Consider the following 16,314-nt stretch of genomic DNA (forward strand, 5'->3'; position numbering starts at 1 on the left):
CCCTAAAAAGTCGGGCAAGGGGGGCGGCATGGAAACCGGTGGTTCATTTCCTGCCGACACAGGCCCCCTGCCTGGGCAACGATTCCTCCGAAAACAGAAATTTCCGGAGAACTCCCCCATAAAGGCGCAGTACTGGACAACTGCTTCCCATCCTAGCCTTTACAGGGGCGCCCCGAGGAGATATGGGCCACGACGCGTCGTGACCGGCGTCGCCGGCGACGGTCCCGCTAGCGCTTGCGCAGGACGGCGAAGGACTCCATGTGGTGGGTATGCGGGTACAGGTCGAAGACCCGCAGGCTGTCCATTTCCCAGCCGGCGGCACGGAAATAGCCCAGGTCCCTGGAGAACGACGCCGGGTCGCAGGACACGTAGCCGACCACGCGGGGCGCGGCGGCGTCGATCTGCTGCACCACCGCTTTCCCGGCCCCGACACGGGGCGGGTCCAGGAGCACGACGTCGAGGTCCCCGGCTTCGCGGAGCATCTTGTCCACCCGGCCCTGGCTGATCTGCACCTGGGGCGCGGCGAAGAGGTTCTTCCGGGCGTCACGGCTGGCGCCCGGGGATCCTTCCACCGAGAGCACCCGGCCGGATTCCCCGGCGGCCGCGGCCAGCGGAGCCGTGAACAGCCCGGCACCTGCGTAGAGGTCCGCCACGGATTCCCCGGACTGCACCTGGAGCCCTTCGAGGACTGCCGAGGCCAGCGTCTGCGGTGCGGAGCGGTGGATCTGCCAGAAGCCGGCACCGGTGACCCGGTAGTCGTGGTCCAGCACCGTTTCCTGCACCCAGGTCCGTCCCTTCAGCCGGGTGAGCTCGTGGCTCTCCGGGTCCCAGGCGGCCACGGACACGCCGTCGGGCAGGTTGCCGGCAATCCGCGCGGGAATCCGCGGGTGGGTTCCCGCCGCCGGGATCAGAAGGACCAGGGGCTGTCCGCCGGCAGCCGGAGCGGCTACCTCCACACGCTCGATTCCCGTGAAATCCGTCTCCCACAGGCGCAGGGCGTTGATCGCCCCGGAGGCCAGCGGCATTTCTTCGACGGGAATGAGTTCATCCGAGCGGTGGGCGTGCATGGCCAGCCGGCCGCTGGGCGCCACCGAGAAACTGACCCGGGTACGCCAGCCCAGCCCGTCGGCGCTTTCCTCGAGTGCGGGTTCAACCTCCGGGACCAGATCGGTCCCGCCGAGCCGGCGCAGCTGCTCGGCGAAGACCTCCGCCTTCAGCCGGCGCTGGACGGGCAGGTCAATGTGTCCGAACTCCGCGCCGCCCACGGGCAGCTTTCCCCGTGCCGCGGCGCGCAGGGCGTCTGCGTCCTTCCAGAAATGCTCCCGGCGGCCCTCTGCCGCCTCGAGGACCTCGACGACGTCGGCCCGCCAGAACTTGGCGTCCTCGCCGGATTCGGTGAGCCGGACCCGGACCCGCTCCCCCGGCAGGGCATGCCGGACAAAGACGACGCGCCCTTCATGCCGGGCAACGAAGTGGCCGCCGTGGGCCGGGGCGCCGATGGTGAGTTCAATAGACATGGGGTGGTTGTACTTCCTTCATGGAACCTAAAACTCCATCTCACCACGGGAGCCGAGCCCGGTGCTATTTGGGGCGCCGTCGGGACTAAGCTGGCGTTGATTGTTTTTAATGCGCGGACGGCTGCGCGGCCGCTTCCTGCGGCGGGCAGTCCGCGACAGGACCAAACCGAAACCGAGGTAGGGCAGTTGGCCCATTACGTGATCATGGGGTGCGGGCGCGTAGGCGTCAGCCTCGCCCACACCCTGGACAATGCCGGCCATTCGGTCGCCATCATCGACCAGGACGAGCGGGCGTTCCGCCGGCTGCGGCAGACCTTCACCGGACGCAAGGTGACCGGCGTCGGCTTTGACCGCGAGACGCTGAAGGCAGCGGGCATCGAAGAGGCCTATGCCTTTGCAGCCGTTTCCAGCGGCGACAACTCAAACATCCTGGCCACCCGCGTGGCGCGTGAGACCTTCCACGTAGGGCACGTCGTCGCGCGCATCTATGATCCGGGACGCGCGGAAATCTACCAGCGGCTCGGCATCCCCACGGTTGCGGCCGTTCGGTGGAGCGCGGACCAGGTCCTGCGCAGGATCCTGCCCGAGCAGAGCATCAACGGCGACTTCAGGGAGTCCTCCGGCCGGCTGATCCTGGGTGAGCTGTCCCTGCACGAGGGCTGGCTGGGCCGGTCGCTGTCCAGCATCGAGACGGCCGCGGGGGTGCGCATTGCCTATGTCACCCGGTTCGGGGAAGGGACCCTGCCGCGCCAGGACAGCAGCTACCAGGAGGGTGATGTCCTGCACGCGATGATGTCCGTTGACCGGACCGCGGAAATCAGCAAGATCCTGTCCAAGGAACCAGCCAAGGAGTCCCTGTGAAAGTTGTTATTGCCGGCGCCGGCAGCGTGGGCTCGTCCATCGCCAAGGAGCTGCTCTCCCATGGCCATGATGTCCTGCTGATTGACGAGAAGCCCGAGTGCGTGGGCCGCAGCGGCCTGCGCGGAGCGCGGTGGCTGATCGGCGATGCCTGCGAGTTGACCACGTTGAAGGATGCACAGCTGGAGGAAGCCGACGTCGTCGTGTCCGCCACCGGCGATGACAAAGTCAACCTGGTGGTCTCGCTGCTGGCCAAGAGCGAATTCGGCGTTGCGCGGACCGTGGGCCGCGTAAACAACCCGAAGAATGACTGGATGTTCGATGATTCCTGGGGAGTGGACGTGGCGGTGAACACGCCCCGCCTCATGACAGCCCTGGTCGAAGAAGCCGTGGAGATCGGCGACCTGGTCCGCCTGCTGAGCCTGCAGACCGGGGTGTCCTCAATGGTGGAGTTCACCGTTCCCGCCGATTCGCACCTCACGGGCCGGACCCTGGGATCCATCGACTGGCCGCTGGATGCCACCGTGGTTGCGATCCTGCGCGACGACGCGCCCATCACGCCGAGCAACGACGACGTCGTGGAGCCGGGAGACGAGCTCTTCTTCATCACCACGATTGCGGCCGAAGACGAACTGCGCGCAGTCCTGTCCCCGGCCGCGGCCGCGGCGGCCGCACAAGTCCGTCAGGAATCCCTGGACGCCGAGTCGGGCGCTGCGGGGTTCCCCGCGGCGGCGGAGTCCCCCGCAGCCGAACCGGACCCGCTCGCGGATTCAGGGGCCACGACGGCGGAGGGCCGGGAGACCACCCATGCCAGCCAGAGTCCCAGCGCATAAAGCGGCACACCCATAGCCAGGCGCATGGTGCCCAGCGCGGCAACATTGTCCGCCAGGAACAGGGGCAGCTGGACGGCCAGCCGGAGGGCGAAGACCGCCACGATGATCCAGCTGGCCCAGGTGTAGGCCTTGAGGCGGACCGGAGCGGCGCGCCAGTCCAGGTTCTCGCCGCGGATCATCCCGAACAACAGTCCGGCAACCGGCCATTTCACTGCGATGGAGATCAGGAACGCCAGGATGTAGGCGCCGTTCAGGTAGAACCCGGGGACGAAGTACGTGGCGCCGTCACCGCTGCGCAGTGCTACGAAGGCGCAGATGGCCACACCTGCCACGCCCGTGAGCGACTGCATCAACGGGCGCCGCTGGAGAAGGTTGGCCGCTGAAAACACCGCTGCAGCGGCTACGGCCGCACCCAGCGAAACGTTGAGCTCCGCCCCCACGGTGTAAAGCAGGGTGAAGAGAAGCCCGGGAACAATCGCCTCGGCGAGTCCCCGGACACCGCCGACGGACTTGAGCACATCGATCTGCCCGTCGTCGCGGCGTTCCACTCCGGCCCGGGCCGCATATTGTCCGGCGAGCTGGTTCAGGTCCGGCTGGCCTTCTTCCGGCTGCTTGGGTGTGTTCATGCGTCGGCCTCCGGGCGTCCAATGATTTCGTATCGCGGATTGAAGATGGTGGGGCGGCCGTCAACATTGGACACCATGCCCTCGAACGCCAGACAGGTTCCGGCTTCGATCCCCGGCACCCTGCGCTGGCCTACCCAGACCAGGCGCACCTTCGCCCGGGACGCCAGGGGGCTTTCGCGGTAGGCGGCCATCGAGTCTTCGACCACGGCGGTAAACCGCGGCGGGTCGTTGGCCGGAACCACTGTGATGGCCGAGACATAGCCGCGGCAGTAGGCCCGGCCGCGCTCCGGGAGGGACTTGATGCTCGCGCAGTGCGTGGAAGCGGTAACGGCTGGCACCGGTTAGCCGATCGTCGTAATTTCCGGGCCGCGCTCGGGTGCGGCGGGCTTGGCTGCACCCTTGTCGGCACGCGGGAGCGGGGAAGCATCGCGGGGCAGGCGCAGCTGCAGGAGGTCGCGCGGCGGCAGGGGCTGCTCGCCCCGGACCACCACTACGTTGCGGAAGACTTCCTCCAGGGGGCCGGCGGCTTCGGGATTCATGGCTGCCGGGCCGCCGAAGACTCCGCGGAGGAACCAGCGGGGACCGTCAACGCCGACAAAGCGGGCCACTCGGTAGCCCTTGGAGCCGTCCTGTGCCTGCGCAGGCACCCGGGCCAGCAGCTCGGTGCCGAACGTACCGGAGAGTTCATCCACTGTGCCGCCCTGCGACCCCACGGACTTGCCGATCTGGTCCCGGATGTCGTCCCAAAGGGTCTCCGACCGGGGAGCGGCGAAGGCCTGCAGCTGAAGGCTGGATCCCTCCAGGTCCAGCGTCACGGCAACCACGCGCTGGGTCTTTTCCTCGACCTCCAGGCGCAGCTGCAGCCCCTGGGAGGCGGCGATCCGGAGCGCTCCGAGATCAACGTAGCCCTCCTCGGAGGGCCGCTCGCTCAGGTCGTAGGGACCACCGGCTGCGGGAGCCTGCACGGCGTCACTGCCGGCGTCGGCGTTTGCCGGGTCCGTGCCCGTTGCGGCCGCATTCTCCGCTGCTGCTTCCGACCCGGCGGTTTCCTCTGCCTTGGTTTTCTTACGGCGCCCAAATGCCATAACCGAAGTTCCTTCTCTCTTGTCTGCAAGTTCTAAGTACGGCCGCCGTCCGCGGTCCGGTTGCCGGTCAGGCCGGAACTGCGGTAAATCCTCCGGTGGAGCCGAATCCCCCGGCACCCCGGACAGAATCCGGCAGCTCATCGACGGGAACAAACTCGGCCGTTTCCACGCGCTGGATCACCAGCTGGGCAATCCGGTCGCCGCGCCGCAGCGTCACCGGCTGCGTCGCATCCGTGTTGATCAGGGTGACGGAGATTTCTCCGCGGTAGCCGGCGTCCACGGTCCCGGGCGCGTTGACGATGCTGATGCCGTGCTTGGTGGCGAGCCCGGACCGGGGGTGGACAAAAGCTGCGTAGCCGAAAGGCAGGGCCAGTGAAACACCGGTGGGAATGAGCTGCCGTTCCCCCGGCTCAAGGGTGAAATCGATCCGGGAGCGAAGGTCGGCTCCGGCGTCGCCGGGGTGCGCGTACGACGGCGGTTCCAGCCCGTCGTCGAGCATTTTCAGCTGTACCTTCAGCGTGGTCCCTGCATCTTGCACCAGTTTCTCCGGTTTCAATAGATTCCAACAACAGCAGCCGGGACGGCTGCGGGGGCGGTGGAAGCATCCGGGCGGCAGGGCCGTTCGGCCCAGGCCACCGGGCCAACCACCACACTTTAGCGCGTTTTCCTGAACGGCCGCCGGGCATTTGCCCACCGGCACGGCGCGGGATGAAATGCTCCGCCAAAGGTGAAAAGCTGGGGGTATGTCATCCCCTTCTGCAAAGAGCCCTTCTTCCAAGAGCTCCGCCGGCACCGTGCTGTACTCCGAACGCCTCACACCTTCCTTCGGGATCTGGTTCGTCGCCGCCCTCCTCGCCGCGGCCTGCATCCTTGTGTTTGTCCCGATCAGCCTGGCCGCGGGCATTACCGGTGCCGTAGTCGCCGCAGTCATCCTGGCAGTGCTCCTGGTGATCTCTACACCCCAGATCCGGGTTACCCCGGAAACCCTGCAGGTTGGACGGGCGCAGATCGAGCGGCGCTTCATCGGCAAGGTCGAGGCGTTCCGGGGCGAAGACGCCACCATGCAGCGCGGTCCGGCGCTGAACGCTACGGCCTACATGTGCATCCGCGGCTGGATCTCCCCCGTGGTCCGCATTGAAATCACTGATCCGGCGGACCGCACGCCGTACTGGCTGACCTCCACGCGCCGTCCGGAAAAGCTGGTCGAGGCGCTCACCTCCGGGCGCTGAATCAGCCCTCGCAGTCCACGCAGTAAAACATGCCGTTCTTTTCCAGGGCTATCTGTGAGCGGTGGCGGACCAGGAAGCATGAGGCGCAGGTGAACTCGTCGGCCTGCGCCGGAAGGACCCGAACCAGCAGCTCCTCGCCGGAAAGGTCCGCCCCGGGCAACTCAAAGCTGTCAGCCGCCTCTGCCTCGTCCTCGTCCACGACGGCTGTCTGCACAGGGGTGCGCCGCGTTTTGAGCTCCTCTATCGACTCTTCTCCGGCGTCTTCCCCGGTCTTGTGCGGGGCGTCATAATCTGTCGCCATAGTGTCTTATCTCGCCGTCCGTTTGAATGGTGTTCGCTGCTGCCTGAGCCCCGGGGCGGACCGGCTCTTACGGACCCGCGTCGGTGACTCGGAGATATCAACGCCACGGATACCTGTTTTGTGCCCGTAAAGCAGAGATTTTTACCCACATAGGGCCAAAAAGCGAACCGGCTGCTGCTCCGGACGTACGCTCCCGCGCAGGGACGGCAATCCTGCACCCTTTCCAAATGCGCCACACCCGGGCAAAGCTTAGGTTTTCGGCGCCGGGGATGGCATTGTTTCAAGAAGGAATTGCTATCGGGTGGAGGACTTTTTGATGCAGGATCTACGGCTGGTGGGTGTCCATGAAGGTGGCGAACATCTGCTGTTAAGCGGCAAGGGCGGGGAAACCTTCCGTCTCCGGATTGATGAAGCCCTCCGGGTGGCGGCATCGCGCCCCGTACACCGGTCCGCACCGCAGGCTGCTCCGGCGGCCGGCACCACCATGACTCCGCGGGATATCCAGGCCCGGATCCGATCCGGCGCCAGCGCCGAAGAGGTTGCCGAACTTTCCGGCCACGACCTGGCGCACATCCGCCGCTACGAAGGCCCCGTGCTCGCCGAACGTGAGTACGTTGCGCGGCAGGCGCAGGGCGTTGAAGTTGCCGCGCCCATGTCCGCCACCCACGACGGTTACCGCAGTGCCTTTGGTGAGAATCCGGTAAACCTCGGCGACATGGTGCTGCACCGGCTGCGTTCCTTCGGCGTGGACCCCGATTCCGTCGAGTGGGATGCCTGGCGCCGCCCGGATGGAACCTGGGAAGTGGTGGCCCGCTTCGAGCTCACCGAGAAGTCCCGGGTCGCCGTCGGCGAAGAACCGCCGGCCCGCTGGATCTTCAGCCCGCTGCGCAAGAGCGTTACGAACACCAACCGCTGGGCCCAGGTCCTGAGCGAACTGGAACCGCTGGACACACCCGTGCCCACCCGCCGCCTGGCCGCCGTCGCGGACCGCGTCTTCGATTTCGAAGCAGAAGGCGGAGCCTCCTCCGACGACACCGACGACATCCTCGAAGTCCTGCGGTCGCGGCGCGGCCAGCGGCTGGGCAGCGATGAAGACGGCGACGATGCCCTGGCAACCCTGCTGTCCAAGGGCAGCGTCCCAGCGGCGCACCCGCGGGAGGGCAGCCCCGATACAGAGGACGAGGACAGCAACGGCAAGCGGCCGCGTACCGGCCGCCTGACCCTGGCGCCGTCGGTCGACTCCGCGGACAGCGACGATCCGGTAGATCCCGTGGCCCTTCCCGGCAGCGTTACCCAGACCCGGGAGATCAGCGTCCTGGCGCGGCCCTTCCGCCGGCGGGCCACCCGGGAACCTGCCGCGGACGGTACCGACGAGGAAACGCCCAACCCGCCCGCGGAAGCAGAGACCGCTGTTCCGGACGAGGCACCGGTGGAATCCCCCGCCCGCAAGAACGCCGGACGCGATTTCCCGTGGGACCGCCTGCCCAGCGGAGGCAAGGGCCAGCAGCCGTCCGACGCCGATAAGGCAGAGGGCAAGGACGACGGCGCCCAGGAACGGCGCGCCATCAAGCCCAAGCGGTCCTCGGTCCCGTCCTGGGACGAGATTGTCTTCGGCACCAAGGGCGACTAGTCCCCGAGGACGTTCGATTCGCTGACGAGGCCCTTCAGGGCTGCCCTGAGCGATTCCCGGCGCGCCCTACGCGAAGGTACTGCCTAGGGCGTTTCCGCCTTGGACTCCACGCAACACACCGACGCTGATTCCGCTGGGTCTGCGAGGGCCGCTGCCTGCTGTGCGGTTACCCGGCGCATGTAGTGCCGGCGGCACAGTGTTTCATAACCGATGACGGGGGCCGCTTCCGCCGAAGTTCCCGCCGGGGACCCTGCAGCGCCGGGAGCCAGCAGGTCATCGGCGTCGAACAACGGTTGATCGTCAAACAAGGGCCGGTCCTCGAACAGCGGCTCATCCGCAAACAGCGGCAGTTCCGCTTCGGCGGCAGGGGCCGGAGCCGGGGTGCGGGATTCGACGTCGCCAACCACCACCTGGTCGCCCTCCGTCACCATTACCCCGTCCACGGTGCGGGCGTTGTGGGTGGCGCGCCGCCCGCACCAGCACAGGGCGCGGACCTGGAGGACCTCCATGCGGTCCGCCAACTCAACCAGGCGCTGCGACCCCGGGAACAACCGGGTCCGGAAGTCGGAGGTGATGCCGAAGGCGAACACGTCGATGTCCATCTCATCCACGATGGCGGCCAGCTGCTCGACCTGCGCCGCACTGTAGAACTGTGCCTCGTCGCAGATCAGGTAGTCCACGTTGTGCCCCGTTGCCCTGCAGCGCAGCACCTCGGCCCAGAAGTCCGTGTCGTCACGCACTTCAACCGCCGGCGTCTGCAGTCCAAGGCGGCTGGAGATCATGGACTCCCCCGCCCGGTCATTGCGGCTGAACAGGATTCCGCCGCGGCCGCGGGCGCTGTGGTTGTAATCCATCTGCAGCGCGAGCGTCGATTTGCCGCAGTCCATGGTGCCTGAGAAAAAGACCAGTTCCGCCATGGCTACTTCCCTCCCTGCGCCGGAGAAGACGCGCGCTTCCGCGTTTCGGGGCGTGCCAGGACCAGGAGGGGCACTTCGCACTCTGCCTTGGTGAGCGACCCGTGCTGGCCGGTGACCTCCAGCGCCGAGGCAGCAACGCGGCGGGTGTCGAACAGTGCAATCTGCTCCCGTGCGGCGATCATAAGGTCGCCGATCCGGGGCAGGACGGCGGCATCCACCTCGGGTCCGAAGTAGCCGGCACGCACTGCTTCGTCGCGGGTGAAAATCCATGCCCGGGTGCCGTAGGCGGCCTGCCAGGCGGCTTTGAGCCGGCTGAGCGCATCATGTCCCGCGTCAGGTTCCAGGTACAAATGGACCATGCGCGGCTCGCCTGCCGTGTGCCGGACGCCGTCGATCAGTTCCGGCTGGGTACTGAAATCGAACCGCTGGGAAGCGGGGACATCCACCATGCCGTGGTCTGCGGTCAACACCACCAGGGTGCCGGCCGGCACCCTGGCCACGAGCCGCTTCAGGGCGCTGTCGAGTTCTTCCAGCTCGTTGCCCCATTCCGGGGAAGCTGCACCGTACCGGTGCCCCGCCTTGTCCAGCTCATTCCAGTAGAGGTACATCAGCATCCGGTCCGCACCTGCCAGGGCGTCGACGGCGGCCGATACCCGGGCGTGCACTCCGGAGGCCGGGATGAACGTGCCGCCCCGGAGCGCGGCACGGGTCAGGGCGGAATCGGCAAAGCGGGGCAGGCTGACCGTGGCCACGGGAATGTGCTCCGCGGCCGTTTCCAGGATGGTGGGATAGGGCTGCCACTGCAGCGGGTCCACCCCCGGATCCCAGGAGCCGAGCATGTTTACTACCTTGTCCTGGTTCGGATCCAGGACGTCGTATCCCACGAGTCCGTGCCGGCCGGGAGGCAGTCCGGTGCCCAGGGATGCCAGCGACGCAACAGTAGTGGTGGGGAAGGAGGCGCTGAGGGTACGCGCGGTAGGCAGGAACCCCTTCAGGAAGGGGGCGTGCCCGCCGCGCTTTTTGAGCAGCGACAGGCCCAGCCCGTCCACCATCACCACGCAGACCCGCCGGGCCGCCGGAAGGGACAGCAGGTTCTCATAGCCGGGCACGCCCAGCACGGCTGCGGCGCTGGACAGCACGTCCGCTACGGAACGGGTTCCGTAAGCCGGTGCTGCGGGCAGGAGGTCAGGAGCAGCGGGGTTTGATGCCACGGTGCTAGCGCTGCGGGTGGGCGCGGTTGAAGCGTCCACCGATGCCGGGCATGCGCTGGCGCGGGTCGCCGCCGTCGACCGGGCGGGGAACCGCAGTGGTGTCGGTGTTCACCTTGCGCAGGGCGCGGGCGAAGGCCTTGGCGTTCTGGACCGCCTGGGCGCCGTCGGCTTCCGCACTGACGCGCAGCACAATGTCTTCCTGCGCGATGGTCCCGGTGTAACCGTGGTCCGCGTCGCACTGGGGGTCCGCACAGCCGGCGGGACCCATGTCCAGGCGCTGGCCGCCGGACCAGGCAATGGCGAGGGTCATTTCCCGTGCCGGGTCCGATGGCTTGTAGTTCTGCGGCTGGGCATACATATAACCCAGCACTACGGAGCGGATCTGCGTTACCGGTACGGATTCGGTGGAGACCTGCGCCATCATCTGCTCGCCGGCTTCATCCAGCTGCTGGTCATCGACGTGCGTGATGACGAGCATGTCCTCGGTCAGCACCAGGACCGTGATGTGGCGGTGCACCTCGGTACGCTCAAAATGCGTTTCGAGGTGGATCAGATGGGACAGCGGTTCACGGCCGTCGAGGGCATCATGGACCACGTCGGCCAAAAGCGTCGGGTAGAAGCCTGCCCGTTCCATGGATGCGTCAAGGCTGCGGCGTTCAGCGGAAAGTAACGGCGACATGCTTCCAGTTTCCCCCAGACCGCCCCTACATGCCTAAATGGCGCGCGGGCAGGTAAGCAGATCAGTCCCGCATTGCGCGCCGGGCGCTGTCGGTGCGGCGCTGCGGGTTGCCCAGCCGGATGTCGGCGCTCAGCACGGTCACGCCGTCGGCGGAGACCAGGACCGGGTTGATGTCGATCAGTGCGATCTGCGGATGCTCGTCCTTCAGGACAGCCAGCCGGGCGATGAGGTCCTCCAGGGCTGCGATGTCGGCTTCGGGCAGTCCCTGGTAGCCGAAGAGCTTGGCAGCTGAACGGGGTGCCCGCACCAGGTCGGCAATGTCGCGGTCCGTCAGCGGTGGAACGCCGTGCGCCCAGTCATCCAGCAGGCTGGTGGCATCACCGGCGAGCCCGAAGGAGATCACCGGTCCCAGCAGCGGATCCTCAATGGCCCGGATCCGGCAGCCCTGCCCGCTGTTGGCCATGGACTGGACTTCCATTTCGAATTCACCGTAGCGGCGCAGGGCCTGGTGCATTTGCCCGATGTTGGTCCGCAGTGCTTCCGGCGTGGAAATATTCAGCCGCACCCCGCCGAGGTCCAGGCGGTGGCGCAGGTGCCCTTCACGGGTCTTGACCGCCACCGGCCAGCCAAGCTGTTCAGCTGCGGCCACGGCTTCGTCCGGCGTGGAAAACCCGACGGCGGGCAGCACGGAAATGCGGTAGAACTCCAGGAGTCTTGCCGTCTGTTCCTGGTCCAGCCGGGTCAGGGCGTCGCCTTCCACCCGGTCCATCAACGAGTCGAGGTAGGCCGAGGCTCCTTCGGTATCGACACCGGCGGGTTCCACGAAACTGCCGTGGTCCCGCTGCGCCCATTCCGTGTAGCGCACCACGGAGGCCAGGGCGGTGACCGCTGCGCCGGGGCTGCTGAAGCAGGGCAATCCGCCGCCGGGCACCTCGGGGTCCGCCGCAAGCAGCCCCTCGACATGCGCCCGGGGATCCACGATCCCGGTGAAGGCGGCAACCAGGGGCTTGCCGGTCTCCTGCACGCATTCGGCCAGAACGGCGGCTATCGCTTCCGTCCGCAGTCCCGGCGCCGGGAGGATGGCGACGACGCCGGCATCCACCGTGTCGTCCGACAGCACCTCGGTGACCGTGCGGCGCAGCTGCGGCAGCGCCACGCTCATCCCGGTGTCCAGGGCCAGTTCCGCCTCGAGGCGGGTGATGTCCAGGTCCAGTCCGGTGCAGGCATCGGCCAGGACCCGGCCCAGAGCCACCGAGTTGCTGAAGACAGCCACCCGGCGCCCGCGCGGCAGCGGCTGGCTGACGGCAATCTGGGCCACGTCGATCAGCTGCTCGTTGGTGCTCACGCGGATGACGCCGGACTGGCGGAGCATCGCGTCCAGGGCGCCCGGAGGGGCCTGCGTGGTCCGCACGGCGTGGCCGGGCGGAAGCTGCAGGCCGGTCACGTCCGACTTGGCGACAATCACGGGTTTGGTGCGCGCCAGCCTGCGGGCCAGGCGGGAGAACTTACGCGGGTTCCCCACCGACTCCAGGTACATGGCCACCACGCGCGTATCGGCGTCGTCCTCCCAGTACTGCATGGCGTCATTGCCGGAGACGTCGGCCCGGTTGCCGGCGGAGATGGTGGAGGACAGTCCCAGCGCGCGCCGCTGGGCAGTGGCGTAGAGCAGGACGCCGATGGCGGCGGACTGGCTGAAGAGCCCCAGTCCCCCGCGCCGGGGCAGCGCCGGTGCCATGGAAGCGTTCAGGGACACGTCCGGCCGGGTGTTGATCAGGCCCAGCGACGCCGGCCCCACCACGCGCATGCCGTGGGCCCGTGCACGTCGGACCAGGGCCCGCTGCCGGGCCAGCCCCTCCGGGCCCTTCGGTCCGAAACCGGCGGTCACCACCAGCAGGGCCTTCACCCCGGCGGCAGCGCATTCGTCCGCCACCTCCAGGACCTGTTCGTAGGGCACGGCGATGACGGCCAGCTGGACCGTTTCCGGCACTTCGGAAATCCGGCTGTAGGAAATCATGCCGGCCAGTTCGAAGGCTTCCGGATTGATGGCGTAGACGGATCCCTTGAAGCCGCCCTCGATGATGTGCTCCAGCAGCTGGTAGCCCACCGAACCCCATTCGCGGCTGGCTCCGATGACGGCGATGGACGACGGCGAGAGCAGGTCGGCCACGCTGCGGGCCTCGGCACGGTGTTCGCGTGCTTCCATGACCGCCAGCGATTTCTCGGTGGGGTCGATGTTGAAGTCCAGTGCGATCACGCCGTCGTCGAAGTGCCGGCTTACCTCGTACCCGGCGTCGGCGAAGACGCCGATCATTTTGCGGTTCTCGGGAAGGACTTCCGCGGAGAAGCGGCGGATGCCGTTTTCGCGGGCGGCGGCGGCCAGGTGTTCCAGCAGGATGGACCCCAGCCCGCGGCCCTGGTGGCCGTCGGCTATGTTGAAGGCAACCTCGGCTTCGGTGGGATCGTCGAGGCGGTCGTAGCGGCCGATGCCGATGATTTCATCACCAATGGTGATGACGAACGCCACGCGGTCCCGGTAGTCCACATTGGTGAAGCGCTCCAGCTCCTTATTGGTGAGCTTGGCCTTGTAGGTGAAGAACCGCAGGTAGATGGAACTCTGCGACTGCCGCATGTGGAAGGCCTGCAGCGCGTCCGCATCGGAGGGGGAAACGGGGCGCAGATGGCCGGTCCCCCCGTCCCGCAACACGACGTCGGCTTCCCAATATTCGGGGTAATGTCCCTGCTCCACCATAGAATCAGAGTAGTGGGCAAACTTCCCCATAGTCATCCACCCGCTCTGTACAGCGTGGCTCCGCACCGCGTGGATTATGTACGGGGCGCAATCCCTGTCCCCTAACACTGCAAGGATTCGACAAAAGCATGGCCCGGCGCCAACCCGTCTCCAAATCCGTACCCGGCGAAAAGATCGCCGAGAACATCATCGAGATAGATGTCACCACCGAGATGGAGGGCTCCTTCCTCGAATACGCCTACTCGGTGATCTATTCGCGTGCCCTCCCCGATGCACGCGACGGCCTGAAGCCTGTCCAGCGGCGCATCCTGTACATGATGTCCGACATGGGGCTGCGGCCCGACCGCGGGCATGTGAAGTCCGCCCGGGTGGTGGGCGAGGTGATGGGCAAGCTGCACCCGCACGGTGACACGGCCATTTATGACGCCATGGTGCGCATGGCCCAGGACTGGGCGCTGCGCCTGCCGCTGATCGACGGCCACGGCAACTTCGGCTCGCTCGACGACGGTCCGGCCGCCGCCCGTTACACGGAGGCCCGGCTGGCGGCCCCGGCCCTGACCCTGACGGATCACCTGGACGAAGACGTAGTGGACTTTGTCCCGAACTACGACAACCAGCTCCAGCAGCCCGAAGTGCTGCCCGCAGCCTTCCCCAACCTGCTGGTCAACGGTGCCACGGGTATTGCCGTGGGCATGGCCACGAACATGGCGCCGCACAACCTCGGCGAGGTTATTGCCGCCACCCAGCACCTGATCGCCAACCCGGACGCCGGGCTGGAGGAGCTGATGCGCTTCATCCCCGGACCGGACCTGCCCACGGGCGGACGGATCGTTGGGCTGGACGGCATCCGCGATGCCTACGCCAGCGGCCGCGGTTCCTTCAAGACCCGCGCCAAGGTGGAGGTGGAGCAGCTCACCGCGCGCCGCACCGGCCTGGTGGTCACCGAACTGCCCTACATGGTCGGCCCGGAAAAGGTCATTGAAAAGATCAAGGACGCCGTGACGTCCAAGAAGCTGCAGGGCATCTCCGACATTGTGGACCTGACGGACCGCAGCCACGGCCTGCGCCTGGTGATCGAGCTGAAGAACGGGTTCAACCCCAACGCGGTGCTGGCCCAGCTGTACAAGTTCACGCCCATGGAGGATTCCTTCGGGATCAACAACGTCACCCTCGTGGACGGGCAGCCCCGGACCCTGGGCCTGGTTGAGCTGCTGCAGGTCTACGTTGCACACCGCCTCGGCGTGGTCCGCCGCCGCACCGCCTACCGGCTGAGCCGGAAGAAGGACCGGCTGCACCTGGTCGAGGGCCTGTTGATCGCCATTGTGGACATTGACGAGGTCATCCAGATCATCCGGTCCTCGGATGAAACGGCCCAGGCCCGGGAACGGCTGATGGCCGTGTACGACCTGACCGAAGTCCAGGCCAGCCACATCCTCGAGCTGCGCCTGCGGCAGTTGACGAAGTACTCCCGCATCGAGCTCGAGAAGGAGCAGGACGAGCTGCGCAAAGCCATCGAGGAGCTCGAAGCGATTCTCGGCTCCGAGCAGCGGCTGCGCTCCCTGGTCTCGGATGAACTGGGCGAAGTGGCGGCAAAATACGCGACGCCGCGGCGTACGGTGCTGCTCGAATCGGAGGCCGCTTCACCCCTGAAAGGTGCGGCAGTGACCGCTGCGGCCGGCGTCGCGGGCAAGGGCGCCAAGGCGATCCTTCCGCTGGAGATCCCGGACGATCCCTGCTGGGCCATCCTGTCCGCCTCCGGCCAGGTGGCCCGGACCTCGGACCAGGAACCGCTCGCCGAAGGCGGGCAGCGGGTGCGCCACGACGTGTTCCGCTCGGTGGTCAAGACCACCGCCCGCGGCGAGATCGGGGCGCTGACCTCCTCGGGCCGGATGATCCGGATCTCCGTCCTTGACCTGCCCGCCCTGCCCCCGACCGCCGGCCTGCCGAACCTTGCCGGCGGCGTGCCGGTCAAGGAATTCATGACCCTGGGCAAGGGCGAGAAGCTGGTGGGACTTGTTCCGTTGAACGCCGTGGTCGCCATCGGCACCCGTAACGGCGTGGTGAAGCGGGTCAATCCCGATTACCCGCTGAACCGTGATGACTGGGAAGCCATCACGCTCAAGCCCAAGGACGAGGTCATCGGGGTGTCCGTGGCAGCGGACGAGACGGACGAACTGGTCTTCATCACCCGGTCGGCGCAGCTGCTGCACTTCCCTGCCTCCGCGGTCCGCGCCCAGGGCCGTACGGCAAGCGGCGTGGCCGGGATTAAGCTGGCCGCCGACGACGCCGCGGTGTTCTTCGGTGCCGTGGCCGCGGAGGATCCCGACGCCGTCGTCGTCACCGTTTCGACCACCACCGAGGCCTTGCCGGGCACTCCGGGCGGGTCGGTGAAGGTGACACCGTTCGCCGAATACCCGGCGAAGGGCCGGGCCACTGCCGGCGTCCGGGCGCACCGCTTCCTGAAGGGCGAAGATTCGCTGTCGGTGGCGTGGGCCGGACACGGTCCCGCGAAGGCGTCCGCAGCCAACGGGGTGGCGCGGGCCCTGCCCACCGAGCATGGCCGGCGGGACGGTTCCGGGGTGCCCCTGGCCAACGCGGTAGACGCCGTAGGACCAAGCCAGGGCTGACGCCGGCAGGCAGCAACAACGAAAAACGGGCCGGTCCGCGGAGCATGCAGCT

General features: G+C 67.3%; 14 protein-coding genes and 1 pseudogene. 5 read left to right on the top strand and 10 right to left on the bottom strand.

Annotation, left to right across the window (positions count from 1 at the left end):
* Positions 1 to 227: 227 nt before the first annotated feature.
* The gene (locus NNX35_RS10505) at positions 228 to 1,517 is read right to left on the bottom strand and encodes a class I SAM-dependent RNA methyltransferase (RefSeq protein ID WP_255867729.1); all 1,290 of its coding nucleotides are present in this window, start codon (positions 1,515 to 1,517) and stop codon (positions 228 to 230) included.
* Between the two features lie 186 nt (positions 1,518 to 1,703).
* Between NNX35_RS10505 and NNX35_RS10510 the strand changes: the two genes are divergently transcribed.
* Both NNX35_RS10510 and NNX35_RS10515 read left to right on the top strand, forming a co-directional pair.
* Positions 1,704 to 2,378 carry a TrkA family potassium uptake protein gene (locus tag NNX35_RS10510; RefSeq protein ID WP_255765883.1) on the top strand — a complete coding sequence of 225 codons (675 nt, stop codon included), beginning with the start codon at positions 1,704 to 1,706 and terminating at the stop codon, positions 2,376 to 2,378.
* Entirely contained in the window at positions 2,375 to 3,208 is an 834-nt protein-coding gene (locus NNX35_RS10515) for a TrkA family potassium uptake protein (RefSeq protein ID WP_255867730.1), read from the top strand. Before NNX35_RS10510 ends, NNX35_RS10515 begins: the two co-directional genes overlap by 4 nt.
* Before the next feature lie 17 nt (positions 3,209 to 3,225).
* Here the strand turns inward: NNX35_RS10515 and NNX35_RS10520 are convergent.
* The 4 genes and pseudogenes from NNX35_RS10520 to dut all read right to left on the bottom strand — a co-directional run.
* Positions 3,226 to 3,834, bottom strand: a pseudogene (locus NNX35_RS10520) (DUF3159 domain-containing protein); the annotation flags it as partial.
* On the bottom strand, positions 3,831 to 4,172 hold the full coding sequence (locus NNX35_RS10525) for a hypothetical protein (RefSeq protein ID WP_255765881.1): 342 nt from the start codon (positions 4,170 to 4,172) through the stop codon (positions 3,831 to 3,833). The gene NNX35_RS10525 and the pseudogene NNX35_RS10520, both read right to left, overlap by 4 nt.
* A gap of 3 nt (positions 4,173 to 4,175) precedes the next feature.
* Positions 4,176 to 4,919 (bottom strand): DUF3710 domain-containing protein, encoded by a 744-nt coding sequence (locus tag NNX35_RS10530; RefSeq protein WP_255867731.1) that lies wholly within the window; start codon positions 4,917 to 4,919, stop codon positions 4,176 to 4,178.
* Between the two features lie 67 nt (positions 4,920 to 4,986).
* Positions 4,987 to 5,457 carry a dUTP diphosphatase gene (gene dut, locus NNX35_RS10535; protein WP_255765879.1) on the bottom strand — a complete coding sequence of 157 codons (471 nt, stop codon included), beginning with the start codon at positions 5,455 to 5,457 and terminating at the stop codon, positions 4,987 to 4,989.
* 205 nt (positions 5,458 to 5,662) lie between these two features.
* Between dut and NNX35_RS10540 the strand changes: the two genes are divergently transcribed.
* Positions 5,663 to 6,148 (top strand): DUF3093 domain-containing protein, encoded by a 486-nt coding sequence (locus NNX35_RS10540; RefSeq protein ID WP_227922439.1) that lies wholly within the window; start codon positions 5,663 to 5,665, stop codon positions 6,146 to 6,148.
* Between the two features lies 1 nt (position 6,149).
* Here NNX35_RS10540 and NNX35_RS10545 read toward each other — a convergent pair whose 3' ends face one another.
* Positions 6,150 to 6,449 (bottom strand): DUF4193 domain-containing protein, encoded by a 300-nt coding sequence (locus NNX35_RS10545; protein WP_255867732.1) that lies wholly within the window; start codon positions 6,447 to 6,449, stop codon positions 6,150 to 6,152.
* Positions 6,450 to 6,765: 316 nt separating this feature from the next.
* Between NNX35_RS10545 and sepH the strand changes: the two genes are divergently transcribed.
* The gene (sepH, locus tag NNX35_RS10550; protein WP_255863228.1) at positions 6,766 to 8,079 is read left to right on the top strand and encodes a septation protein SepH; all 1,314 of its coding nucleotides are present in this window, start codon (positions 6,766 to 6,768) and stop codon (positions 8,077 to 8,079) included.
* 83 nt (positions 8,080 to 8,162) lie between these two features.
* Here sepH and NNX35_RS10555 read toward each other — a convergent pair whose 3' ends face one another.
* From NNX35_RS10555 to NNX35_RS10570, 4 genes are all read right to left on the bottom strand, one after another.
* Positions 8,163 to 8,996: a thymidine kinase gene (locus NNX35_RS10555; protein ID WP_255867733.1), complete on the bottom strand. Its 834-nt coding sequence runs from the start codon at positions 8,994 to 8,996 to the stop codon at positions 8,163 to 8,165.
* Positions 8,997 to 8,998: 2 nt separating this feature from the next.
* Positions 8,999 to 10,207: a nucleotide pyrophosphatase/phosphodiesterase family protein gene (locus tag NNX35_RS10560; protein WP_255867734.1), complete on the bottom strand. Its 1,209-nt coding sequence runs from the start codon at positions 10,205 to 10,207 to the stop codon at positions 8,999 to 9,001.
* A 4-nt stretch (positions 10,208 to 10,211) separates the two neighbouring features.
* The gene (locus NNX35_RS10565; protein WP_255765874.1) at positions 10,212 to 10,886 is read right to left on the bottom strand and encodes a DUF5998 family protein; all 675 of its coding nucleotides are present in this window, start codon (positions 10,884 to 10,886) and stop codon (positions 10,212 to 10,214) included.
* 61 nt (positions 10,887 to 10,947) lie between these two features.
* Positions 10,948 to 13,635: a GNAT family N-acetyltransferase gene (locus NNX35_RS10570; protein WP_255765873.1), complete on the bottom strand. Its 2,688-nt coding sequence runs from the start codon at positions 13,633 to 13,635 to the stop codon at positions 10,948 to 10,950.
* A 128-nt stretch (positions 13,636 to 13,763) separates the two neighbouring features.
* On the opposite strand from NNX35_RS10570, the gene NNX35_RS10575 reads away from it, so the two are divergent.
* The gene (locus tag NNX35_RS10575; RefSeq protein WP_255863229.1) at positions 13,764 to 16,262 is read left to right on the top strand and encodes a DNA topoisomerase (ATP-hydrolyzing) subunit A; all 2,499 of its coding nucleotides are present in this window, start codon (positions 13,764 to 13,766) and stop codon (positions 16,260 to 16,262) included.
* Positions 16,263 to 16,314: the final 52 nt, after the last annotated feature.

This window comes from Arthrobacter sp. zg-Y844 (genome assembly GCF_024385465.1).
Classification (GTDB): Bacteria; Actinomycetota; Actinomycetes; order Actinomycetales; family Micrococcaceae; genus Arthrobacter_B.

Excerpts from the sequence above, each read along its gene's own strand:
- NNX35_RS10575 (WP_255863229.1), top strand. The coding sequence starts at position 13,764 with ATGGCCCGGCGCCAACCCGTCTCCAAATCCGTACCCGGCGAAAAGATC.
- NNX35_RS10555 (WP_255867733.1), bottom strand. The coding sequence starts at position 8,996 with ATGGCGGAACTGGTCTTTTTCTCAGGCACCATGGACTGCGGCAAATCG.
- NNX35_RS10565 (WP_255765874.1), bottom strand. The coding sequence starts at position 10,886 with ATGTCGCCGTTACTTTCCGCTGAACGCCGCAGCCTTGACGCATCCATG.
- NNX35_RS10505 (WP_255867729.1), bottom strand. The coding sequence starts at position 1,517 with ATGTCTATTGAACTCACCATCGGCGCCCCGGCCCACGGCGGCCACTTC.
- sepH (WP_255863228.1), top strand. The coding sequence starts at position 6,766 with ATGCAGGATCTACGGCTGGTGGGTGTCCATGAAGGTGGCGAACATCTG.
- NNX35_RS10530 (WP_255867731.1), bottom strand. The coding sequence starts at position 4,919 with ATGGCATTTGGGCGCCGTAAGAAAACCAAGGCAGAGGAAACCGCCGGG.
- NNX35_RS10545 (WP_255867732.1), bottom strand. The coding sequence starts at position 6,449 with ATGGCGACAGATTATGACGCCCCGCACAAGACCGGGGAAGACGCCGGA.
- NNX35_RS10540 (WP_227922439.1), top strand. The coding sequence starts at position 5,663 with ATGTCATCCCCTTCTGCAAAGAGCCCTTCTTCCAAGAGCTCCGCCGGC.
- NNX35_RS10570 (WP_255765873.1), bottom strand. The coding sequence starts at position 13,635 with ATGGTGGAGCAGGGACATTACCCCGAATATTGGGAAGCCGACGTCGTG.